The following is a 21859-nucleotide window of genomic DNA, read 5'->3' as shown; positions in this document are numbered from 1 at the left end:
GGGGGTCTGTCCCCATGGCTCAAAAAGGAGTTGTCATTCATATGCCAGATTTATCTCATGATGAAATAAAAGCTATTTTGAGGGGCGCAGATGAAATCATTCTTCAGGGAGGCAGGACACTTCTTGCCAAGATTTTGAAGGGTTCAAAAGAGAAAAAGGTGCTGAAGCTTGGAGTGGACAAGTCCCCTGTTTACGGTTATTACCGGGCAGAAAAGCTGGAAGAAGTGATTGGGAAAATTGACTGGATGCTGGACCATGACTTTCTGGATATAGAGTATCAGGGGAAACTCCCGATGATTGTGTTTACGGAGAGGGGCTGGCTGATTGAAGCTGACCAGATGACCGATGAATTGATCTATGAATGGAAGGACTGGATCCACCAGGGAGTACTGGAACCGGATATGCTGTATTTAAAGGATCGAAATCGCGAGATGATTCTTTTGATGCTGGAAAAAATCAAGGAATCCAGAAACAAAGAATTTATACCTTACTTACGGTTATGGGAAAATATCGAATATAAAAAAGTCCGCGCCGCAATTAGGGAAACCATTAATCTGCTGGAAGAGAATAAGCAGGGAGATAGCAAGGCAGCCAAGGAACGAAAATTGATACTGAATGAAGCTTTATTAGGTTCAGCTCCTCAAGATCTTCTATTAAAGTGCTATGAGTGCGGAGGTAGATTCACTTTTTCTATCGGTGAACAGAAGTTTTTTAAGCAGAAGGGATTTGCGCTGCCGAAGAGGTGCAGCGAATGCCGGAAGAGCCATGGGGACAGACCCCTTGGCCCGTTTTGAGACTGAGCCAGGGGGTCTGTCCCCATGGCTTCTAACTAGGAGGCGAAATAAGTGAAAAAGATCATTCTCACGACTGAAAGCGGCGCTGATTTGCCGGCTGATTTAACTGAAAGGTATAACGTTCAGGTGGTTCCGATGCACATCGTAATGGATGGGAAGGATTATTTGGATGGCCATTTGCCGGTTGAAGATATTTATGATTATTATGCACGAATGAAAAAGATTCCCTCTACGACATCAACGAACTCTTATGAATACGAGGAGTTTTTTGCGAAGATAAGAGAGGATTATCCGGATGGCGTCATTATCCATATTGGATATACAAGCAAAGCTTCTTCTTCTTTTCAGAATGCCGTAATCGCAGCGGAAGAGTTTGAAGATCTATTCCTGATTGATGCCCTAAATGTGACAGGCGGATTGGCTGCCGTTGTCATCTACGCAGCAGAACAGCTGGAACAGGAACCTGGCATTGATCCTGCAGCCCTGGTTGGTAAAATTGAAAGCATCGTGCCAAAGTCCAGGCTGGCTTTCATCCCGGGCAGCCTGGATTTCTTAAGAGCGGGCGGGCGCGTAAGCAATATGGCGTACCTTGGCGGAACACTTTTAAAAATAAAACCCTGCATAGAATTGGTTGACGGGAAGCTCGTCTCCACGAAAAAATACCGCGGAAAAATGAGCACGGTGGCTGAAAAATTGATGCAGGATTATTTAAATGATTACAAGATTGACAGAGACCAGCTTTACTTCATTTACTCAATCGGCCTTGATGAAACAATTAAAAAGCGGATGGACGAAATCGCCGAAGAAGCTGGATTCAAAAACGTAATGTGGATCCAAGCAGGCGGCATGATCTCCACCCACTCCGGAGCCGGCGGTTTTGGGGTGGCTGGATTAGAAGTGTGAGCCGAGGGGACAGGTCCCTTGGCTCTTTTTGAGATTGGGCCAGGGGGTCTGTCCCCTTGGCTCTTTTTGAGATTGGGCCAGGGGGTCTGTCCCCTTGGCTCTTTTTGAGATTGGGCCAGGGGGTCTGTCCCCTTGGCTCTTTTTGAGATTGAGCCAGGGGGTCTGTCCCCCTGGCTCACTAACAGGTATAATTAGGAAATAGAGGGGGGAACATGTTGATCATCCCAAATAAAGTGAATGCTGGTTTACCAGAGGATATTAGTAGAAACGATTTACTGTCGATTGTTGGTTGGTTCGAAAAGCATCAGCGGTCTTTTTATATATTAGGCTGGTCTTATCTTAGGAATCAGCAGCAGCTGGAAGAGCTTTTCTACCAGACTATATTAAAAGCACGGAAGGATTTTCCGAAAATAAAAAGCAAAACAACATTTGATATATGGGTAACAAGGGTTTTTATAGATAAGTGCCGTGAGCTTGCTGCAAGCGGGAGTATAGAAGCTTCAGAGGAAAGTGATGCGCATGAGGAACTGTTCAACGCGCTTGAACAGTTAAAAGGAGAAGAGAGGGAAGCGCTTGTTTTTACCTATCTGCAGGGACTATCCAGTGAGGAAACAGCCAGCCTTCTCCAGCTTTCCGTTAAAGAGGTAAAGGAGCTGCTGGTTTCTGGAATCCAGTCGCTCAGAAATGGACTTAGGTATGGGGAGCATTTTAATGGCTGTGCGGAGTACCAAAAGTTTTACTTAGATTATCTTGGGCGGAACATGGAGAGGCCGCTTAAGATTGATTTCGAAAAGCATATTTATCATTGCCCGGAATGTCAGGAGGATCTGGCTTCTTTTCAGGAAGCACAGCTGCATTTGACGAAGATCATGGAGGCGTTTCAAATTCCGGCCGGCTTTATGGAGAGCATTAAAGAAAGAATTGCCCAGACTGAAAACCTGAGGCAGCAAAAGAACAACAAACGTAATAGAATCGGATTTATTGCTGCAAGTGTATTGGCTATACTCATGTGCACTGGTTTCTTTACAGGGGCTTTCGCAAAAGTCTATTATTCCTTATCGGAGGAAAATCCAGAGCTCCGTCCTTTTCTGCAGGCGAAACTGGGTGAAAGGCTGAATTTGGTAGCAGAAAATAATGGGGTGAAGATTAAAATTAAGAGCGTGATCGCTGATGAGGTTCAGACGCTGATTTTTTATGAAATCGAAGATACGAAGAAAAACAATCAGTATATGATTAATTTTGATGATGGCGTTTATGTGGAGGATGAGCAGTCCATCATGAATGAGCAAATGTATCCTCCGTATAATCCCCCTGACCTGGAGTCGGATTTAAACAAGGAAGAACAGAACATCTATCATGGAAAAATCAGTCTGAGGCCGCTGCTAAAAGATAGCGGCACTGTCAAGCTGAAGATTACAAAGATGATGAAATTAACCCGCGGCTCCTCTGTCCGGGATACTTTTAGCGGAGGCTTAGAGGAGGCAAGAGGTGAGTGGGAATTTGAGATTCCTGTGGTCAAGCAGCCTTCCACCGAGTATGAACTGGAAAAAGACATAGAAGTTGAGGGTCTCCCAGTCCGGATGGAAAAACTGATTCTTACTCCGACAGCCACCCTTCTGCAATATAGCATGGGTTATGCACAGTCAGGAAAAAAGAGGATAGATAATATTGATTTTGCCAGTTTAGAAGTGAACAATAAAATATTAAAAGCGGATCTTTATGGCGGTGCCTCCTTAGGTTCATGGCATGGTTATCAAGCACAATTCGAACCTCTTTTTGAAAAAAAGGCAGGGAAGATTGAGGTGAAATTCAAGAGGCTGTATTTATCTTTTGATGATTATAAATCAATTAGATTGGACCCATCCAAGCAGTACCCGCAAACCTTTAACTATGCTGGCAGCAGGATTTCCATTGATAAGGTAGAGGTTGGCAAGCCTACCACTGTTGTCTTAAGCAATCATGACATTAAAGATCGCGCCTACGAGTCGTTTCACTTCAATATTGTAACGGAGAAAAGTGAAAATACTTCAATCGAAATGGACTCTGAAGGAGTCTACGTCGATAAAAGCGGGAAAAAATACGATGTTCATCAAATCACACCTGCTCTATACGAAAAGCTCGAGTACCTTCGCCATTTCTCTACCGTTGAAAGAGTCAAAATACAAGGTGATAATTTAGTTCCCCAAGCCCTTGAAATCTATGGGTACAGTACTACTAAATATTTGGAAGATGTTGTGAGGATATCGTTGGAATAGAGATCCAGGGGGACAGACCCCTTGGCTCTTTTTTGAAACTGGGCCAGGGGGTCTGTCCCCCTGGCTCAAATAAGGAGAATGCCGAATGATTAGAAATGCTGTAGGAGCCATCGTATTTCAGGGAGAGGAATACCTTTTGGTTCATAAGGTTAGAAGAAGTGCTTTAAAAGATTCGGAAGGACATATGAAAGGGGAGTGGGATTTCCCTAAGGGCGGGGTCGAGGATAGCGATGAAAATCTTAAGGACGCGATATTAAGAGAGCTGGCAGAGGAAACAGGATCTGCTGAATATCGGATTATAAAGCAGCTGGAGGAAAAGATCTGCTTTGATTTTGATAAGGAGTTTGCTGAGAAAACAGGCTTGAGCCGGCAGGAAACGGTGATGTTTGTTGTTGAGTATGTGGGGGATAGGTCGGATTTGAATCCGGAAGATGATGAAATTGATGAAGTTGAATTTGTAGAGAGGGATGAGGTCCTGGAGCGGCTGGTTCATGGGGAGAGCAAGGAGTTTTTTATTGAGGTGTTTTGAGCCAAGGGGACAGACCCCCTGGCTCGCTCTTTTTTTTAAAACCGGGCCAAGGAACCTGACCCCCTGGCTCAAACCGGGCCAAGGAACCCAGCCCCCCACCTCACCGCACCCCCAACAACCCCCGATTAATCACCCCATTAATAATCTCCGCCATCTCCCTCGGAGAATGATCCATCCCATTATTGAGCCATTTCTTTATCGCATGAATACTGCCGCTGATGATGAAGGTACTGAGGTATTCAGAAAGGTTTTCATCGTACGCTGTGTCTGCGAGCCAGCTGGTCATGAAGACCTGATGGGCGAAGTTGATGACTTTTGTTTCGAAGGTTGTGTTTGTTTTTTCGTTGAGGAGGGTGGTGCATACTTCGTGCTTTGAGGCGAAGTATTCGAGCAGTTTTTCGATCATTTGGAGGGCCTGGTCTTCTTTTTCGAAGTTGTACTGGCTCATATAGCCCTGCATGTCCTGGATGATTTCGTCTTCGATTGTGTCCAGGAGGTCATATTGATCGGTATAGTGGGAATAAAATGTGGAGCGGTTGATGTCGGCGAGACTGCAGATTTCTTTGACGGTGATATAGGAGATTTGCTTGTCCTTCAATAGCTTCATGAGGCTGTCTTTCAATACCATGATTGTATATTTTTTGCGTCTGTCCATTTTGGGAGAGGTCATAACTAGTTTCCTTTCTTTTTGCGTTTTCCAACACTTTTGATCATTGTGTCGGGAATACCACGGAAGTTAGAGAACTGTTCGTTGAATAGGCAACACCGTGTTTATATAATGATAAAGTGTATAGAAAAAAAGGGCAAGAGAGGGTGAACACGCATCAATATTGCTGCACGAATACTTAAACATAAAAAAGCCGTTGCCATCACGTTTGCGGTTTTGACTGTGCTTTGCGCCCTGGCGCAGTTCACTGTGTCGGTGAACTATGATATGAAGGAATATCTGCCGGAGGACGCCCAGTCGACGAAAGCCATGGAAGTGATGGAGCGGGAATTTGAAGGAAATGTTCCGACGAACCGAGTGATGATGCGGGACATGACCATACAGGAAGCTCTGGCTTTCAAAGAAAAGCTGGCCGCGATTGACGGTGTATCTGATGTCATGTGGCTGGATGATGTGATCGACATCAAGGCTCCGCTTGAGATGGCGGACTGGAATACGGTAGATGACTATTACAAAGATGACTATGCCTTGTTTTCTTTCAGCATCCGTGAAGGAGAAGAAGTCCAGATCACCGATCGCATCTATGACCTCATCGGCGAGGACAATGCGATGGCCGGGGAATCGCTGAACACGGCCACACAGCAGAAAATGGCCGGGACGGAATCGATGTATGCGGCCGCCTTTTTGGTGCCGATCATTATTATCATTTTAGTCGTTTCCACGACTTCTTGGGTGGAGCCGCTATTATTCCTGACCGCCATCGGTGTATCGGTTCTGGTTAACATGGGGACGAATATTTTTCTCGGCGAGGTTTCCTTTGTCACCCAGTCGGTCGCGCCGATCCTGCAGCTTGCAGTGTCGCTGGATTACGCGATTTTCCTCCTGCACAGCTTCAACGATTACCGGAAAAAGGTAGGGGATCCGCGGGAAGCGATGGAGCTGGCGATGAAGAAATCATTTTCGGCAATCGCAGCCAGCGCGTCCACAACCTTCTTCGGTTTCATTGCCCTATCATTCATGGAGTTTGAAATCGGGTCGGATCTTGGCATCAACCTGGTCAAAGGGATTTTACTGAGCTTCATCAGTGTCATGGTGTTCCTGCCGGCATTGACATTGCTCTGTTATAAATGGATCGACAAGACGCAGCATAAGCCATTGCTGCCATACATCCGCGGCAAGGGGAATTTTGTGCTGAAGTTCCGGGTGCCGGTTCTATTGCTTGTCGCCATCCTGATTGTCCCGGCCTTTCTTGCGCAAAGCAAGACCAATTTCACTTATGGAGTTGGAGAGCTGCCGGAAACAACCAGGGCGGGGAGCGATTTTGCGAAAATTAAAGAAGAGTTCGGGGAAAGCACGCCGATGGTCCTGCTTGTACCGAAGGGGGATATGGCCAAGGAAGAAGAGCTCGCCGGCGATCTGGAAAAGCTTGACCATGTGACGAGTGTCATGGCATATGTCAACACTGTCAGTGCGGCAATCCCTCCAGAGTATCTCGACCCCAGCATCACCGAACAGTTCTACTCGGAAAATTACAGCCGGATCATCCTTCAGACAGATACAAAAACTGAGGGAGACGAGGCATTCAAGCTAATCGAGCGGGTCCAGGATACTGCTGAAAAACTGTACGGGGATAAGGTGTATTCAGTCGGGGAAAGCGTGACATTGTATGATATCAAAAACACGGTCAAAAAAGACAACACACTGGTTAATCTATTGACTCTACTGACGGTTGCGTTCGTCCTATTTGTAACCTTCAGGTCGATTTCGATTCCGCTGATCCTGCTGCTGACCATTCAGACAGCCGTCTGGATCAATCTGTCGGTCCCTTATTTTACAGATTCTTCATTAGTATACGTTGGCTACCTGCTCGTCAGCATCATCCAGCTTGCAGCGACTGTCGATTATGCGATCCTGCTGACAGATGCTTATAAAGAAGACCGGAAGGAAATGTCTGCGCTTGAAGCAGTCAAGAAAACGATGGATGAAAAAATATTCTCCATCGGCATTTCGGCCTCAATTTTATCAAGTGTAGGCTTTATCTTATGGATAACTTCATCAAATCCGATCGTAGCTTCAATCGGACTGCTGCTTGGCAGGGGAGCGCTGCTGGCCTTGATCATGGTTGTGTTCTTCCTGCCGGCGTGCCTGCTGATCTTCGATAAACTGATCATGAAAACAACATGGAAAGCAAACTTTTATAAGGAGAAGTGATGATGAGGAGAATGAGAAAATTCTTGGCTGTCTTTGCCAGCATCCTAATGATGATGCCCGCCCTGCTCGTTTCGGCTGATACAGCGGGCAGCAAGTCAGGGGAAAAAGTCTCCCAGGAAACAGGAGAGCTTTCCTCAAAGGATGAAGTGGTGTATGCAAAGCTCAGCCCAGCCGGTGAAAATCAGGAAGTTTATGTGGTCAACATTTTAAATATTGAAGAACCTGGGGAAGTGACTGATTATGGCCCCTATACGAACCTGAAAAACCTGACGGATCTCTCGCCGATTGAGAAATCAGACGCAGCGGTGAATGTGACGGCTGAAGAAGAAGGAAAGTTTTATTATCAGGGTGATTTGAATGAGTCAGCCCTGCCATGGAATGTTTCCATTACGTATACATTGGATGGGCAGGAAACCGCACCGGAAGAATTGGCTGGAAAAAGCGGCCATGTGGAGATTGGGATTCAAACCTCCAGAAATGAAAGTGCAGAAGCTTCCTTTTTCGAAAACTATCTGCTGCAGATTTCTTTCCCGCTGAATGGGGAGAAATTCAGCAATATCGAGGCTCCGGACGGGATGCTTGCCAATGCGGGGAAAAACAAGCAGGCCACATTCACTGTGATGCCGGAAAAAGAGGGAAATCTGACACTTGAAGCAGATGTGGCAGATTTCGAGCTAGAAGGCATTGATATCACAGCCATTCCGTCTTCACTCCCGATTGATGCACCTGACATCGATGACATGACAGGTGAGATGGATACACTGACAAAAGCGATCAAAGAAGTCAATGACGGAGTGGGGCAGCTGCAGAACGGCGCTTCGGAATTGCATAATGGCGCCGCTAAGCTCAGCGATGGCTCCAGGGAGTACCGTAATGGAATAGCGGCGCTCGATGGTTCCTCTTCCAAGCTGGTCAGCGGCTCAAAGAGCATCGAGCAGGCTCTGCAAAAGCTGAATAGCAGTCTGAGCGCTGGCTCTGGAGAAATGGGCCTTGGCGATTTGAAAAAGATGCAGGATGGACTGTCCCAATCCGCAGCCGGCCTGCGGGAAGTGTCCAGGAATCTGTCAGAATTGCAGCAGGCCTTTAGTGCCTCTTACAATAGCTTGAATGAAGCAATGGAAGGCATTCCGAATCATGAGATTTCCCAGGCACAGATCGAGCAGCTGAAGCAGAGCGGGGCCGATCCGGATGTGGTCGCGCAATTGCTTGAGACTTATACAGCTGCTCAAAATGCCAAAGGAGTCTTTGCTGCTGGGCAAGGCAGCTTTGCCGCTGTCAGCGGGACCTTAGAGCAAGTGAGCGCGTCTCTTACAGAGATGGCCAAGAATCTTGACGCTATGTCTGCCGGACTCTCTCAGGCTCTAGCCAATTCAGATGCTGCCGATGCGATGGCACAGCTGCAGGCAGGCGTTAATGCACTTGCCGCCAATTACGAATCCTTTCACTCGGGATTGGTGGACTACACCGGCGGAGTGAGCAGGCTGGCAGGTTCCTATTCTGAACTGCATAACGGCATTACTGGCGTCGCCGACGGAACAGGAGAAATCGCCAACGGCGCAGCCAGCCTTCATACCGGTACCACTGAACTTTATGAAGCAACCAGGGATCTGCCTGAACAAATGAAAGAAGAAGTTGAAGGCATGCTCGAAGAATATGACAAGAGTGACTTCAAACCGGTATCCTTCGTATCATCGCAAAACGAAAAGGTCAACTCAGTTCAGTTTGTGCTGAAGACAGAAAGCATTAAGCAGGAAGAAACGAAAGAAAATGAAAAGCCTAAAGAAGAGCCGAAAGGGTTTTGGGCTCGTCTGAAGGCGCTGTTTTCATAGGAGTGAGCCAAGGGGACAGGTCCCTTGGCTCTTTTTGATATTGGGCCACGGGGTCTGTCCCCCTGGCTCCATGGTTTGCATTGGAAGTCTTGCCGCTTATCCTTTAAAATTAAATAGATAAATATAGGCAAATTCATCGAAAGGTGAGGGCGCAAAACTATAGGGGCTAAAGCCAAGGGGCTATGTCGGCCAGTTACCGATTCATCTTTATGGACGATAGGCTAATCGGTTTCGGTTGGTCTATTTTTTATGCTGAAGGATCGAGGAAAATGAAGAGGGACAGCAATGATGAACATACAATTTGCACAAGGTTTTGGATTAGGGGCACTGACTGTTTTATTGATTGTGATTTATTTTTTCAGAAGTTGGAAAAAGAAAGAAACGGACTCTTTTAAAAATCATGAAAGTTATATGCATGTGATCGAAAACACCAAGGATTTCCTTTATTACTGCCAAGTCTATCCGGAGCTGCAATTCAAATATCTTGGTCCTTCAGCTGAATGCTTTTTCGGCGAAGGTTCCAATGCGGATGCCTATTCGGACGCTGGTGTTGCCTTCAGGGATATTCACCCGGAGGATATGGATATTCTCCAAAAAAAAGTCCATGGACAGGTAGATTTCAATCAAGCAATCGTTCAGCGCTGGAAAGATAAAGACGGCTACTATCGATGGTTTGAAGAGTATGCGACTCCCATATATGAAAATGGCGTGCTGGTTGCTCTTCAAGGGGTGGTGCGGAATATTGATGAGAGAAAAAAGCTGGAGGAGACATTGACATATCGAATCGCCCATGATGCGTTGACAGACATATATAACCGTGAATTCTTCGAGCAAATGATGGAGAAATATAATGAACGTGAGGATATAGCTGCAGCCATCATTTTGTGTGATTTGGACGGTCTAAAATGTTTAAATGACAACCACGGACACAAAACAGGGGATTTTCTAATTAAAGAAACAGCACATCTATTAGAACGCTTTTTTACAGAGGATGCTTATGTTTCCAGGATTGGCGGAGATGAATTTGCCGTCATTCTTTTAAAAAAGGAAAAAGAACAGGTGGAGTTACTGGCCGAAAAGCTAGCTGAAGAGATTAGCAGGTATAATGAAAGCAGCCAGGAAGTCAAAATCAACCTATCAATAGGCTTTGCGTTCAGTGAAAATTCCCGAGGCGTAATGGAACGCTTATTTGTTGAAGCGGATAACCATATGTATCAGCATAAAAGAACGAAAAAAGGTGCCTGAATCTATCCTAACAGATGGGAGAGAGATGCCTTTCTTCGCAAAAATGGAGGATAAAAATGCCTGCCAAAAAAAGAATCAGAGACTATGGAGTAAAAATAGGAACCCTTCAGACAGGTCCGCGCAATAGCATCACAGATGTGGAAGGCGTAACTGTGGGGCATACGACGCTGAGCGATGGTGCCAAACAAACCGGTGTCACAGCGATTGTGCCGCATCCGGGGAATCTTTTTAAAGAAAAGCTAATCGCCGCAACCCATGTGATCAACGGGTTTGGGAAGAGTATGGGAACAATTCAGATCAATGAGCTGGGTACGCTTGAATCCCCGATCATCCTGACCAACACGCTCGGCATCGGTACAGCGGCAGATGCTTTGATTCAGTATATGCTGGAGTCTAATCCCGAAATCGGCCGGACGACTGGAACGGTAAATCCGGTGGTGTGTGAATGCAATGATATGTTTTTGAATGATATCAGGGCTGGGTTTATAGAGCGGGAGCATGTTTTCCAGGCACTGCAGAATGCCTCGGCCGAGGTGGAAGAGGGAACGGCTGGAGCCGGGACCGGCATGCTTTGCTATTCGCTGAAGGGCGGGATCGGGACAGCTTCAAGGGTAATGGAGATGGACCATGGGACATATACATTGGGCGTTCTCGTGCTGACGAATTTCGGCGGTTTAAAGGATCTGCGGGTGAATGGGAAAGCGGTCGGGGTAGAGCTGAGTGAGGCTATCCAAGCTAAGGAGGAGCAGGATAAAGGTTCAGTTATCATCATTGTGGCTACAGATCTGCCTGTGTCAGAGAGGCAGCTAAATCGAATTATTAAAAGGACGGTTACAGGATTGTCCCGGACGGGGTCAATCATCGGGACGGGAAGCGGCGAGGTTGTCATTGGGTTTTCGACTGCTGTGAAAATTCCTCATGAAAAACCGGCAGATTGCCTGACCTTTTCTATGATACATGAAGAAGATATTGATCTGGCCTTCAGGGCGGCAGGCGATGCAACGGAAGAAGCTGTCCTGAATTCTTTGGCAGCGGCAACACGGGTGGTGGGCCGGAATGGGAATGTGCGGCCGGCTTTGAGTGATTTGCTGCGGGAGCATGGTATCCGGCTGGTGTAAAAAAAGCCATGCCCCCAATATTGCGGCGCATGGCTCCTATTCATGATCAATCAATTCTCCGTACTTTTTCATATTATCTTCAGTCAAAACCCCAGCTTTATAAAAATGATTTGCATAAACGAACAGCATCATTTCATTTTCTTCGGTAAACTCCAGTTTCTCCATGATGAGATTGATCGTCTCCGCATGCTCTTCAGGACTGGTATACATCGTATTCCAGGCGCGGACCTGCTGTTTAGGGATCCCGCTGAAAATGGCAGCTTCCAGCTCTTCCGGAGGGACCGGCTCCTTTAAGTGTGCGTATGGGTCTTCATCAATGTCAGTGTAGATGAAGCCGATCGGATTATATTCCTCCAAAGGGTAGGTGTATTGCCCGCTTGAGGTTGTAACCACAGTGTTTTTCTGGTCAATTTGCAGCTTTCCATCCTTAAAAAGAAGCGGTTCTCCTAAGACGCTTATCTCGCTTAGCACATCCGGCGCAGCCAGCCAATAGCGCTGATTTTGTTCTAGCTGTGCGATATATTTCCCAAGCGGCATATCCTCTAATTTTCCTTCATCTTTTAATCTCGTATAAAGCACCGGACGATAAAAATACTGCACAGTCAGATCCTTCATATGAATAGTCCATTGGGCATCCGGGCATTCAAACAGAACGCGGAAGGCAAAGCCTGCAGCGGTTATCTGGAGCTCATAGTATATCAGCCATTGGCCGGTCTGCAGCTGCTCAGCTGCTTCTTCCTCAGTAATATGATGGAAAGTAAAGTGGATATAAGGCTTTGTGGAAAAACCGCTCTCTGTATTGATATACAGATGAAGATTGCCATTCTCCCGCTCAATCCGCTCAATAATCGCATCATGGAGGCTTTCTGCAAACACCTCCTGGACAGCAGGTGATAAATGGGCAGCAGCCTGTGTTGTCTGCTCGTATGCGGCATCCAAAACCTGTTCAAACTCCCTGTCACTGTTGCGCATCCATTGAAGATAATCCTCCCGGACCGATTTTGGCAGGGAAGGCTGATTGAGCGTTCCATTTTCAAGATAAGGAACAAAGCGGCTCGGGAGCACAGTCAGCAGCTCAGCTTTTATATCCTCCAGTTCCTCTTTCAGGCGGGCAGGGAGATCTTCTCCTTCTTCCTTGGCTTCTCTCAAGGTGCTTTCCCAGTCAGAGTCTGTCTCAGGAATGGGGAGGAGGTTATGCTTTAAGAATGCTTCTTTTGCTTGAATTGTTAGATTCCACATTGAGGCACCTCAAATCATTTGGTAAAGTAGTATATTGTACATCTCCATTAAATCTAGTAAACAACCCCAAATTGCCGCGATGCGCAGCCATGGCATGTATCATTGTCAAACCGATGCTCCTTGGCAACCTTTTCACCGCAAAACTGACACTTTCGATATTGCCTTTTTCTGGTGTTAATAGTCTTAAGCAGCAGTTCAAGCATCACGTCCTGCTGCTCTTCTCTGTTCAAGGATTGAACTTCCTTCCAGGGAAAAGAATGTTTTGTATAAATGCCAGGCACCGGAGCCGGAATAGGTCCGTTCCATTGTACAGCTTCATATCCAAAGTCCAGACCTGCATCGGTAAAACGGATATAAACCTCTGGTTCATCGGCAAATCCATCAAGCTTAAAATAAGCGGCATGATTACCAGTAAAACTGTTAATTGAGTATTGATCATTAAGGGATTCAATCCAGGTGAAGGCCTTCATTTTTAAAGATTTCATTGTGAGCATCCTTTTGGCTTTTTCTATTATTATAGCATTCTGGAAATTTATGTGCCCCTGCTCATTCATGCCATTACCGCGAGTAAGGGAGCCAAGGGGACAGACCCCCTGGCCCAAAACAGAGCCAAGGGGACAGACCCCCTGGCCCAAAACAGAGCCAAGGGGACAGACCCCCTGGTCCAAAACGGAGCCAAGGACAGACCCCTGGCCCAAAACCGAGCCAAGGGACCTGACCCCCTGGCCCACCAACCGAGCCAAGGACAGACCCCTGGCCCAAAACCGAGCCAAGGGACCTGACCCCCTGGCCCACCAACCGAGCCAAGGACAGACCCCCTGGCCCACAAACTAAGCCAAGGGACCTGACCCCCTGGCCCACCAACCAAGCCAAGAAACCCGTTTCTCAAGCTGTTTATCCCCTCAAACTTTCGGCAATAATGCTTAATGAAGAGATTAATCTGCCCTGCAGCCAATATCCCAGTTGAAACTATCCCGCTCTTCGATTAATATATATGGTGTTGAACTAAACAAACGAAATCGATGATGAGGAAGAGTAGCTGGTGCTGTAATCTAAAGCGAGTCAGGGATGGTGTGAGCCTGATGAGGATGCATGAGCGAAGAACACCTCTGAGTTCTAACCGAAAAGGCTCACTGAGTAGGCTTAGACGTGTCCGGGACGTTATCTGCCGGAATTGATAAGCTGGCCGCATTTTGCGGCAATGTGGGTGGTACCGCGGAAGCAAAGCCTTTCGTCCCTTTTAGGGGGACGTAGGCTTTTTTTTATGAACACTATTTTTTAGGAGGATCAATCATGATTAAAGCAACTGTTAAAGAGCTGTACAGAGATCCTGAAGCCCATTTGAATGAGAAGGTGCGTATAACCGGCTGGGTCCGTACGTCCCGCGATTCAAAGACTTTCGGCTTCCTTGAAGTCAATGACGGCACTTTTCTTAAAAATGTACAGGTCGTTTACGGAGACGAGCTGCCGAATTTTAAAGACATCACAAAAGCGGCCATCAGCTCTACTGTTTCTATAGAAGGTTCCATCGTTCTGACGCCTGACATGAAGCAGCCATTTGAAATGAAAGCCGAGCAGATTACGATTGAGGGTAAATCAAATTCAGACTATCCGCTGCAAAAGAAGAAGCACTCTTTTGAATACCTGAGGACGATTGCCCATCTGCGTCCGCGCACGAATACGTATTCAGCTGTTTTCCGGATCAGGTCTCTGGCTTCTTATGCCATCCATAACTTCTTCCAGGAAAAAGGCTTTATTTACGCTCAAACTCCAGTCATTACAGGCAGTGATACGGAGGGTGCCGGCGAGATGTTCCGTGTGACAACGATGGACATGAATAATGTTCCTAAAACGGATGAAGGCGACGTGGATTTCAGCAAGGACTTCTTCAATGGAGAAGCCAATCTGACCGTCAGCGGGCAGCTATCAGCAGAAGCATTCGCTCTTGCTTTCCAGAAGGTGTATACATTCGGGCCGACTTTCCGTGCAGAAAACTCTAACACAACCCGCCATGCGGCTGAGTTCTGGATGGTTGAACCGGAAGTGGCATTCGCTGAGCTGCCGGATATCCTTGACCTGGCAGAAGCGATGATTAAGCATGTCATTCAGTATGTGCTGAACGAAGCTCCTGAGGAAATTACATTCTTCAACAGCTTTATCGATAAGACTCTTATCGAAAGGCTGAACACAGCGCTGAATACTGAATATGCACGCGTGACTTACACGGATGCAATCGAGCAGCTTAAAGAGTCAGGCGAGAAGTTCGAATATCAGCCTGAATGGGGTGCAGACCTGCAGACAGAGCATGAGCGCTACCTGAGTGAAGTCATTTATAAGCGTCCTGTCTTTGTCACAGACTATCCAAAAGATATCAAGGCTTTCTATATGAGAGCGAATGATGATGGCAAAACCGTTGCCGCTGCAGACCTGCTTGTTCCTGAAATCGGCGAGCTGATCGGCGGAAGCCAGCGTGAGGAGAGGGAAGAGCTCCTTAAAGAAAGAATCACTGAGATGGGCATGGACCTGAAGGACTACTGGTGGTATCTTGAGCTCCGCAAGTATGGAGAAACCAAGCACTCCGGCTACGGAATCGGCTTTGAGCGCCTGATCATGTACCTCACAGGCATGAAGAACATCCGTGATGTTATCCCATTCCCGCGTACTCCGGGGAATGCTGAATTTTAATTTACCTCCAGATCATTTTAAAAAGCCTGTCTGCTATTCCTTTAGCGGACAGGCTTTTTCATTTGGGATTCCAGTAAGCCGGCAGCAGAAATCCAGAACCATTTTAGGGAACCGAAATACAATGGAAGCATTGAGAGCCTAAATGCGGGAAGGGGAAGTAACAGCGTGGGGGTTATTTTAGCCATTTTCTGTGCCATAGCTTATTCTTTCAACTATATATTCATCCAGCTTGGGATGAGAAAATCCCCGCAGGATAATGGCAGTTTCCTGTCTCTGTTCATTTGTGTGCTGACCGTGACGGGGATATACGGATCGATGTTTCTTTTTGGGGAAAAAGAGATGGCGCCTGTTAGCTGGATTGGTGTCTTTTTTTATATGCTGGCAGGATTTTGTACGGTATTTTTAGGCAGGACTCTTCTGTTTGCCGGTATTCGAAAAATAGGCTCTTCCAGGGCGGCCGCGCTGAAAAATGCTGCCCCGGTATTCACCATTATCATGGCCGTTCTTTTTTTAGGAGAAACCATTTCTCTTCTTGCCGGGACTGGAATCCTCGTCATCCTGACCTTCCTCTTTCTGCAGGCACGATTTGACTTCCGCTCAGCAGGGGACCATGCGGAACGAGAGGATAAATCGGGGTTCATGCTGGCGATTGCTGCGGCCATCTGCTTTGGCATTGGCCAGGGGCTGAGAAAATTAGGAATTCTGTATGATTCTGATGCAGTCTTAGGATCATTGATTGGCTCCGTATTCGCCCTGCTCGTGTTTATTTTGATGGAAATTGGCAGAAAGCAGCTGAAGCTGACATTGGCATGGAACTTTAAAAATATCAATCTCTATTTTGTGGCAGCCGGCATTGTGACAGGGTTTGCCCAAGTCTCTTTTTTCGTGTCCCTTCTTTATACTCATGTATCGTATGTCAGTACCATAGCGGCTATTGAGCCGATCATTACGATTTTCCTGGCCAGGATGCTGTTGGCCTCTGAAGAAAGATTCGACTGGAGGCTGATTGCAACAGCCTGTGCTGTCTTTTTGGGGACGGTAATTATTATTATTGGGCAGTGAAAGCCAGAACGGAAGCCATTGCAGGTTGGGGCATTCTCCAGCTTGATCTGGAAGGGCTGACAAAAAGGGAGAATGGGATAGTAACAGAGTGGAAGGATCAAGAAATCCCATACATACTTGAAGCAAGAGCTTTTATTCATGCGATTAAGACAGGGTACGCCTCCGGGATTAAAACGGACTATTTGGATGCCTGCCGAACCCAGGGAATTGCAGCGGCAGCTGTGGAGTCAGCCCGTACCGGCGGCCTAGTAAAAATTATGGACGACTTTTAGCTTTGGAAAAAACGCAGTTATGAACAGGTTTTCCTTGATCAGTGGGAAGCGCGGGTAATAATGATGGGGGGAGCTCATAGGGGCTTTCCCTTTTTTTATCTTTGGCTGCAATGTAGGAAGCTTGTCAAATTCTTATATACCTAGAAAGATTTTTACAAGAACCTTACACGAATTTAACAGAGAAGTAGTACATTTGGATTATCGACTTTATGTTTAGGAAGGTATTTTTGATGACAACTATGCTGTTTGAATCTAAAGAAGATCAAAACTTCCATATGTTCAATTTCTGCCATGCGTTTCAGCCTATATTCAGTTTGGCAGAGCATTGTATTGCAGGTTATGAAGGACTGATCAGAAGCTTTGAGATCCAAAATCCCGAAGTGCTGTTTGCAATGGCCAAACAGAACGGAAAGCTGTATGAGCTGGATGTTTTTTCGATTGCCCGGAGCATCAGCACATTTGAATATCAAGCTGCAGCTGCTGCATCTTTCCGTTTATCTGTGAATATTTTCCCATCTACAATGCTGGAACCGGCTTTTTTATGGAAAATCGATGATATAATGAAGAAAGCATTGCTGAAGCCGGAACAGATTACGTTTGAGTTGAATGAAGCTGAATCGGTTGTTTCTTTAAACAGGCTGAAGGATATTGTCCAATATTTGAAGTCTCTTGGCTTCAGGATCGCACTTGACGATCTTGGAAAAGGACAGTCTTCCTTGCGGATTGCTCTGGAGCTTGAGCCGGATATCGTCAAGCTTGACCGTTATTTTTGTGAAAACCTGGCTGAGTCTGTGAAAAAGCAAAAGTTCCTTGATTGGATTGCTGCCTATTTTATCAGCGAAGGCGTGGCCGTTACGCTTGAAGGGATTGAAACTGCGGAGCAATTAATGATTGCCAGGCAGGCAGGCATTCAATTGGGACAAGGATATTACCTTGGAAGGCCCAGCACTCATCTATAACTTTGTACTGAAATGAAGGTGTCGTTATGCAAGCGACGATTGGAGAAATCGCCGAGAGAGTCATGTTTGTTGCTCCTTCGACAAAATGTGAATATGTTTATTCCATTTTTAAGGAAACGCCGGAAATTGAAGGGGTCGTTGTCTGTATGGACAGCCGGCCGGTCGGGCTGGTGTCGAAAACGAAATTTTATCAAAAGTTGTCCACTCAGTACGGCTTTGACCTGTTCATGAAGCGGAAAGTTGAGCTGGTCATGATCCCGGAGCCTCTTGTTATCGACCATTCTGTCCCAATTACGGAAGCCAGTGCCCTTGCTATGGACCGGACACAGGAGCAGCTGTATGATTACGTAATTGTAACGAAAGAAGACCTGCTGATTGGTACAGTGAGCATCCGGAATCTCCTGATGAAGCTGGCGGAGGAACAGATCAGCATAGCAAGATATTCAAATCCGCTGACAGGGCTCCCGGGCAATTTCGAGATTAAAAATGCCCTTAAGAAGGCAATGTCCTCGGATCAATATACCGTGCTTTATATTGACATCAACTCATTTAAAACCTTCAATGATACATTTGGATTCAAAACTGGCGATGAGGTCATCCAGGCAACAGCAGCAATAATGAAAGATGTGATTGCTGCAAGTCCCATGAGCAGCCATTCCTTTATCGGGCACATTGGAGGGGATGATTTTATTGCGGTTTTCCCTCATCATAACTATCAAAACATCTGCTCGGCGATTCTCGAAAGATTTGATGATTATGCCCGTTCATTTTACTCGGAAGAAGAGCTTAAGGAAGGGTGCATCCAGGCAGTAAACCGGATGGGAATCCCGGACAGTGTCCCGATCCTTGGTCTATCCATTGCTGTTGTCCTCAACACGAATACTGACTTTCAAACGATTGAAGAATTGAGCAGAGAAGCCGCCCGGCTTAAGAAACACTGCAAATCTTTCCGCAAAAGTGTTTATCTTACTTTGGAAGATGAAAAATGCTGCCAGGCCTTAGAGGAGTACACGAGCGGGTCATTGGTCTAATGAGGAAACATCACACAGCTCTCTTCTCGCTGCATAAAAAGGTGCCTGCCCTTGTAATAGAATACTGGACAGGCACCTTTCTTCAATACTTATAAAAATAACCCCACAACCATCCCCACCATAGTAAATGCAATTATATGGTCTCCAACAGCAATAACCAATGATTTCTTTGTGACAAGTCCGAATAAAGCATTTTTTACATAAACGATGGAGATCAATAATCCGGCGGAAAATCCCAGCACTGCGCCATCCAGCAGGCTGTCAGAGCCGGTCGCCTGAAGGACGGCAGCCATTAAATATGAAATCATGAATGCAATAATAACTGAGTAGATATATTTGAATGGGCCCTGGCTTTGTTTATTGATGATTTCATGATTGCTTGTATACTTTTTCGATAAGGCGATTGAATAATAGATTCCTCCGTAAAGGATGTATACCATTCCTCCGGCAATTACCGGAAGGAGGGAGATGCTGCTCCAATCAATTGACATAAGATTGCTCCTTTATTTGGGTTCGATGGCCAGGCATATTGCCCTGATTTTACACTCTACTGACAGCGACCCTTTGAGCGGCTTTACATCAACCAATTCCACGGGATTATCCAGATACCTGTATCCGCTTCTCGGCAGCCAGAAGCTGTACAGTTCAGAATAGCATTCAATCAGTCTGCTTCTTTCACTGTAATCGACAGGTTCATCAAACTCATATACAACATGCTTTCCCCCTTTAAATAGAAAGGCGGGTTCGCCCTCCGGAATCTTATCCTGATCAATTGCTATGCGGCAGTCATATCTGGTTTTTTCCGGAGGTGTTATATATGGATTATTTCTCGGCACACCAAAGGTGAACGGATCCGGTTTCATTAGCTCCCTTGATGTTGTCCAATGGTAGAGGTCTTCCCAGGCATCCGGGATTCCTTCCGTGTAAGGGCCGACGCTTTGTCTATGCACAGTTGCGCAAACTGGAAGCTCAATGGTCCTGACTTTATCCAGGTCCAGCCATCTAAACTCATTATAGGGATTCTGCTGCTGTTCCTCTTTCTTTATATTGCTGAAAAGTTTAGATTTCTTGCTATCCTGATAGACTCTCGGAAATAATTCCAGATAGGCTCCTTCACGCCACTTCTTGGGGCTCGTACTGAAATTTTCTTTAAATGAATAGGTAAAATAAGAGATGGAGGAGAATCCGCACATGAGGGCTACCTCGGTAATTGGAATCTCACGCTCATATATCAATAAGTGTGCGGCATTCTCGAGCCGGAGCCTTTTTATATATGCAGCCGGGGATTCTCCCATGAATGATTTGAAGATGCGCTGAAAATGAAAAGGGGAGTAAGTCGATACCTTGGCCAATTTTTCAAGCGGCAAAGTATCCTGCAAATGCTGATCTATATATTCAAGTACTTTAGTAATTTGTATAAACTGTTCTTTCCCAGACATCTTTTGTACTCCTTAGTGTAAATTTCCTAACTTATATTAAACAGGATATGCTGTTCAGGGACAAGGGCGGGCAAGGCTCTTTCCCCTGGCAAGTGTGAAGTAGTGTTGGGGATTGGCTAAAATATGATACACTGTAAAAATGAAAATAGAGTAAAGGCAGGAAATTTTATGACTGAAAAGAGAAAGCATAAGTCGAATAAACTGAAATTTGCTATGAGGGTGCTGCTGGTCATCCTCGGGGGAGTGATAGCTGCATATGGCCTCGAGACCGTTCTGATTCCGAACGATGTCTCAGATGGAGGTGTCACAGGCCTCAGTATCGTTGGGGCGCAATTATTTGATTTTCCATTAGGGATTTTGATCGCGGTCCTGAACATCCCGTTTATCTGGCTGGGATATAAGCAGATCGGAAAAACCTTTGCGATCCTTTCCATCATCGGAATTGCTTCCCTGGCTATAGGGACAAGCATGATGCATCATACCCCGGCAATCATTGAAGGCGATACCTTGCTGGTCACAGTAGTTGGGGGGATCATCCTCGGGTTTGGCATGGGGCTGGCGCTGCGGAATGGCGGTGCTTTGGATGGCATCGATATGCTGGCCGTGCTGCTGTCCCGGAAATTGCCGTTTGGGACGAGCGATATCATTCTCTTCTTGAACATCTTTGTATTTATCTTCGTTTCAACCGTGTTTGGCCTGCAGGGGGCAATCCTGTCAGCAATTGCTTACTTTATCGCATCCAAGGTCATTCACATTGTTGAGGTGGGACTGAGCGGTTCTAAAACTTTTCAGATTATCACCACTCAGCCTGCATTGATGGTAGAGACCATTCGCGACCGTCTGGGCCGAAGTGCGACTTATAAAGAAGTCTACGGAGGCTTTTCCCATGAAAAATTCAGGGAGATCACCTGTGTCATCAACCGCATGGAAGAAACCAAGCTGAAAGAAATCATCAATGAAATTGACCCCGATTGCTTTGTCACTGTTTATGATGTTTCCGAAGTAAAGGGCGGAAATTTCAGGAAAAAGGATATCCACTAATAGAAAAGATGCCTGCTCCAAAAACTTTGGGGCAGGCGTTTTTTTGTAGAAGGGATTCCTAAAGATAACTCGAAGTTAGTATTAGAAATTATAATTGGAAATCGGGAGGTAATCATGGGAAGACTAATTCATTTCGAAATTCATGTGGATGAAATGGAGCGTGCGAAAAAGTTTTATGGAGATGTGTTTGGCTGGTCGTTTCAGGACTGGAGCGAATATGCCGGGATGCCATACTTCGGCGCAGTGACGGGCGATGACAGTGAAATGGGCATCAATGGGGCCTTGATCAAACGCCAAAGCCCGCCGCCCGAACCCGGTCAGCCAGTGAACGGCTATTCCTGTACTTTAGGTGTTAAAGATTATGACAGCACGGAAGCCAAAATCATTGAATACGGCGGAAAGGTCGCATTGCCGAAATACGCTCTGCCGGGGATGGCGTGGCAGGGATATTATGTGGATACAGAAGGTAATATCTTTGGAATCCATCAGCCTGATGAGGGTGCGAAATAGCGGCAAGTGCTGAAATTTCTGCGAAAATCCAGGAAGAATTTTTATATCCTATTGCTTATCATCCTGATAG

At 46.2% G+C, this 21859-nt stretch carries 20 protein-coding genes, 1 riboswitch and 1 other annotated feature; of the genes, 15 read left to right on the top strand and 5 right to left on the bottom strand.

Annotation, left to right across the window (positions count from 1 at the left end):
• The first annotated feature begins 14 nt into the window (after positions 1-14).
• The 4 genes from Q9R36_RS21115 (at position 15) to Q9R36_RS21100 (ending at position 4481) form a co-directional block, all read left to right on the top strand.
• On the top strand, positions 15-794 hold the full coding sequence (locus Q9R36_RS21115; RefSeq protein ID WP_311225842.1) for an RQC-minor-1 family DNA-binding protein: 780 nt from the start codon (positions 15-17) through the stop codon (positions 792-794).
• Between the two features lie 51 nt (positions 795-845).
• Positions 846-1697 (top strand): DegV family protein, encoded by an 852-nt coding sequence (locus Q9R36_RS21110; RefSeq protein ID WP_311225841.1) that lies wholly within the window; start codon positions 846-848, stop codon positions 1695-1697.
• A 212-nt stretch (positions 1698-1909) separates the two neighbouring features.
• Positions 1910-3952 (top strand): DUF4179 domain-containing protein, encoded by a 2043-nt coding sequence (locus Q9R36_RS21105; protein ID WP_009791992.1) that lies wholly within the window; start codon positions 1910-1912, stop codon positions 3950-3952.
• Positions 3953-4037: 85 nt separating this feature from the next.
• Entirely contained in the window at positions 4038-4481 is a 444-nt protein-coding gene (locus Q9R36_RS21100) for an NUDIX domain-containing protein (RefSeq protein ID WP_311225840.1), read from the top strand.
• 100 nt (positions 4482-4581) lie between these two features.
• Here the strand turns inward: Q9R36_RS21100 and Q9R36_RS21095 are convergent, their stop codons facing one another.
• Positions 4582-5151: a TetR/AcrR family transcriptional regulator gene (locus Q9R36_RS21095; RefSeq protein WP_262383049.1), complete on the bottom strand. Its 570-nt coding sequence runs from the start codon at positions 5149-5151 to the stop codon at positions 4582-4584.
• 264 nt (positions 5152-5415) lie between these two features.
• Here Q9R36_RS21095 and Q9R36_RS21090 point away from each other — a divergent pair, with 264 nt between their 5' ends.
• From Q9R36_RS21090 to Q9R36_RS21075, 4 genes are all read left to right on the top strand, one after another.
• Positions 5416-7359, top strand: coding sequence for an efflux RND transporter permease subunit (locus Q9R36_RS21090; protein WP_311225839.1), 1944 nt, complete (start codon positions 5416-5418; stop codon positions 7357-7359).
• A complete protein-coding gene (locus Q9R36_RS21085; RefSeq protein ID WP_311225838.1) occupies positions 7359-9188 on the top strand; it encodes a YhgE/Pip domain-containing protein in 1830 nt (609 codons plus the stop codon). Before Q9R36_RS21090 ends, Q9R36_RS21085 begins: the two co-directional genes overlap by 1 nt.
• Before the next feature lie 116 nt (positions 9189-9304).
• Positions 9305-9389, top strand: a riboswitch (cyclic di-GMP riboswitch).
• Positions 9390-9473: 84 nt separating this feature from the next.
• A complete protein-coding gene (locus tag Q9R36_RS21080; RefSeq protein ID WP_311225837.1) occupies positions 9474-10433 on the top strand; it encodes a sensor domain-containing diguanylate cyclase in 960 nt (319 codons plus the stop codon).
• Positions 10434-10489: 56 nt separating this feature from the next.
• Positions 10490-11551, top strand: coding sequence for a DmpA family aminopeptidase (locus Q9R36_RS21075; protein ID WP_311225836.1), 1062 nt, complete (start codon positions 10490-10492; stop codon positions 11549-11551).
• Between the two features lie 36 nt (positions 11552-11587).
• Here Q9R36_RS21075 and Q9R36_RS21070 read toward each other — a convergent pair whose 3' ends face one another.
• Positions 11588-12790, bottom strand: a complete 1203-nt coding sequence (locus tag Q9R36_RS21070) for a DUF4085 domain-containing protein (protein WP_311225835.1) — start codon at positions 12788-12790, stop codon at positions 11588-11590.
• Between the two features lie 53 nt (positions 12791-12843).
• Entirely contained in the window at positions 12844-13275 is a 432-nt protein-coding gene (locus Q9R36_RS21065) for a hypothetical protein (RefSeq protein WP_311225834.1), read from the bottom strand.
• Between the two features lie 528 nt (positions 13276-13803).
• Positions 13804-14032, top strand: a binding site (T-box leader).
• A 51-nt stretch (positions 14033-14083) separates the two neighbouring features.
• Here Q9R36_RS21065 and asnS point away from each other — a divergent pair.
• The 5 genes from asnS to Q9R36_RS21040 all read left to right on the top strand — a co-directional run bounded on the left by asnS (position 14084) and on the right by Q9R36_RS21040 (position 18799).
• Positions 14084-15475 carry an asparagine--tRNA ligase gene (gene asnS / locus Q9R36_RS21060; protein WP_129613517.1) on the top strand — a complete coding sequence of 464 codons (1392 nt, stop codon included), beginning with the start codon at positions 14084-14086 and terminating at the stop codon, positions 15473-15475.
• 165 nt (positions 15476-15640) lie between these two features.
• Complete coding sequence (locus tag Q9R36_RS21055) at positions 15641-16537, top strand: DMT family transporter (RefSeq protein WP_101551430.1); 897 nt, start codon at positions 15641-15643, stop codon at positions 16535-16537.
• Positions 16534-16809 carry a hypothetical protein gene (locus Q9R36_RS21050; RefSeq protein WP_253616388.1) on the top strand — a complete coding sequence of 92 codons (276 nt, stop codon included), beginning with the start codon at positions 16534-16536 and terminating at the stop codon, positions 16807-16809. The genes Q9R36_RS21055 and Q9R36_RS21050 overlap by 4 nt, the downstream gene beginning before the upstream one ends.
• A gap of 230 nt (positions 16810-17039) precedes the next feature.
• Positions 17040-17768: an EAL domain-containing protein gene (locus Q9R36_RS21045; protein ID WP_022543432.1), complete on the top strand. Its 729-nt coding sequence runs from the start codon at positions 17040-17042 to the stop codon at positions 17766-17768.
• A gap of 26 nt (positions 17769-17794) precedes the next feature.
• Entirely contained in the window at positions 17795-18799 is a 1005-nt protein-coding gene (locus Q9R36_RS21040; protein ID WP_009791971.1) for a GGDEF domain-containing protein, read from the top strand.
• Between the two features lie 89 nt (positions 18800-18888).
• On the opposite strand, the gene Q9R36_RS21035 is transcribed toward Q9R36_RS21040, so the two are convergent.
• Entirely contained in the window at positions 18889-19290 is a 402-nt protein-coding gene (locus Q9R36_RS21035) for a DUF1761 domain-containing protein (protein ID WP_009791970.1), read from the bottom strand.
• A gap of 12 nt (positions 19291-19302) precedes the next feature.
• On the bottom strand, positions 19303-20238 hold the full coding sequence (locus tag Q9R36_RS21030) for an AraC family transcriptional regulator (protein ID WP_311225833.1): 936 nt from the start codon (positions 20236-20238) through the stop codon (positions 19303-19305).
• A 168-nt stretch (positions 20239-20406) separates the two neighbouring features.
• Here Q9R36_RS21030 and Q9R36_RS21025 point away from each other — a divergent pair, with 168 nt between their 5' ends.
• Together Q9R36_RS21025 and Q9R36_RS21020 are read left to right on the top strand one after the other, a co-directional pair.
• Positions 20407-21279, top strand: coding sequence for a YitT family protein (locus tag Q9R36_RS21025; RefSeq protein ID WP_022543433.1), 873 nt, complete (start codon positions 20407-20409; stop codon positions 21277-21279).
• A gap of 114 nt (positions 21280-21393) precedes the next feature.
• On the top strand, positions 21394-21789 hold the full coding sequence (locus Q9R36_RS21020) for a VOC family protein (protein WP_311225832.1): 396 nt from the start codon (positions 21394-21396) through the stop codon (positions 21787-21789).
• The last annotated feature ends 70 nt before the right edge of the window (positions 21790-21859 follow it).

It is taken from the genome of Bacillus sp. AG4(2022), from assembly GCF_031844465.1.
In the GTDB taxonomy this organism is placed as follows: Bacteria; Bacillota; Bacilli; order Bacillales; family Cytobacillaceae; genus Bacillus_AB; species Bacillus_AB infantis.
The sequence above is the reverse complement of the archived record's forward strand: the minus strand, read 5'-3'. Positions and strand labels throughout refer to the sequence as shown.

Excerpts from the sequence above, each read along its gene's own strand:
- Q9R36_RS21025 (WP_022543433.1), top strand. The coding sequence starts at position 20,407 with ATGACTGAAAAGAGAAAGCATAAGTCGAATAAACTGAAATTTGCTATG.
- Q9R36_RS21115 (WP_311225842.1), top strand. The coding sequence starts at position 15 with ATGGCTCAAAAAGGAGTTGTCATTCATATGCCAGATTTATCTCATGAT.
- asnS (WP_129613517.1), top strand. The coding sequence starts at position 14,084 with ATGATTAAAGCAACTGTTAAAGAGCTGTACAGAGATCCTGAAGCCCAT.
- Q9R36_RS21040 (WP_009791971.1), top strand. The coding sequence starts at position 17,795 with ATGCAAGCGACGATTGGAGAAATCGCCGAGAGAGTCATGTTTGTTGCT.
- Q9R36_RS21070 (WP_311225835.1), bottom strand. The coding sequence starts at position 12,790 with ATGTGGAATCTAACAATTCAAGCAAAAGAAGCATTCTTAAAGCATAAC.
- Q9R36_RS21035 (WP_009791970.1), bottom strand. The coding sequence starts at position 19,290 with ATGTCAATTGATTGGAGCAGCATCTCCCTCCTTCCGGTAATTGCCGGA.
- Q9R36_RS21090 (WP_311225839.1), top strand. The coding sequence starts at position 5,416 with ATGAAGGAATATCTGCCGGAGGACGCCCAGTCGACGAAAGCCATGGAA.
- Q9R36_RS21075 (WP_311225836.1), top strand. The coding sequence starts at position 10,490 with ATGCCTGCCAAAAAAAGAATCAGAGACTATGGAGTAAAAATAGGAACC.
- Q9R36_RS21020 (WP_311225832.1), top strand. The coding sequence starts at position 21,394 with ATGGGAAGACTAATTCATTTCGAAATTCATGTGGATGAAATGGAGCGT.
- Q9R36_RS21045 (WP_022543432.1), top strand. The coding sequence starts at position 17,040 with ATGACAACTATGCTGTTTGAATCTAAAGAAGATCAAAACTTCCATATG.
- Q9R36_RS21095 (WP_262383049.1), bottom strand. The coding sequence starts at position 5,151 with ATGACCTCTCCCAAAATGGACAGACGCAAAAAATATACAATCATGGTA.
- Q9R36_RS21085 (WP_311225838.1), top strand. The coding sequence starts at position 7,359 with ATGATGAGGAGAATGAGAAAATTCTTGGCTGTCTTTGCCAGCATCCTA.
- Q9R36_RS21100 (WP_311225840.1), top strand. The coding sequence starts at position 4,038 with ATGATTAGAAATGCTGTAGGAGCCATCGTATTTCAGGGAGAGGAATAC.
- Q9R36_RS21030 (WP_311225833.1), bottom strand. The coding sequence starts at position 20,238 with ATGTCTGGGAAAGAACAGTTTATACAAATTACTAAAGTACTTGAATAT.
- Q9R36_RS21080 (WP_311225837.1), top strand. The coding sequence starts at position 9,474 with ATGATGAACATACAATTTGCACAAGGTTTTGGATTAGGGGCACTGACT.
- Q9R36_RS21105 (WP_009791992.1), top strand. The coding sequence starts at position 1,910 with ATGTTGATCATCCCAAATAAAGTGAATGCTGGTTTACCAGAGGATATT.
- Q9R36_RS21065 (WP_311225834.1), bottom strand. The coding sequence starts at position 13,275 with ATGAAATCTTTAAAAATGAAGGCCTTCACCTGGATTGAATCCCTTAAT.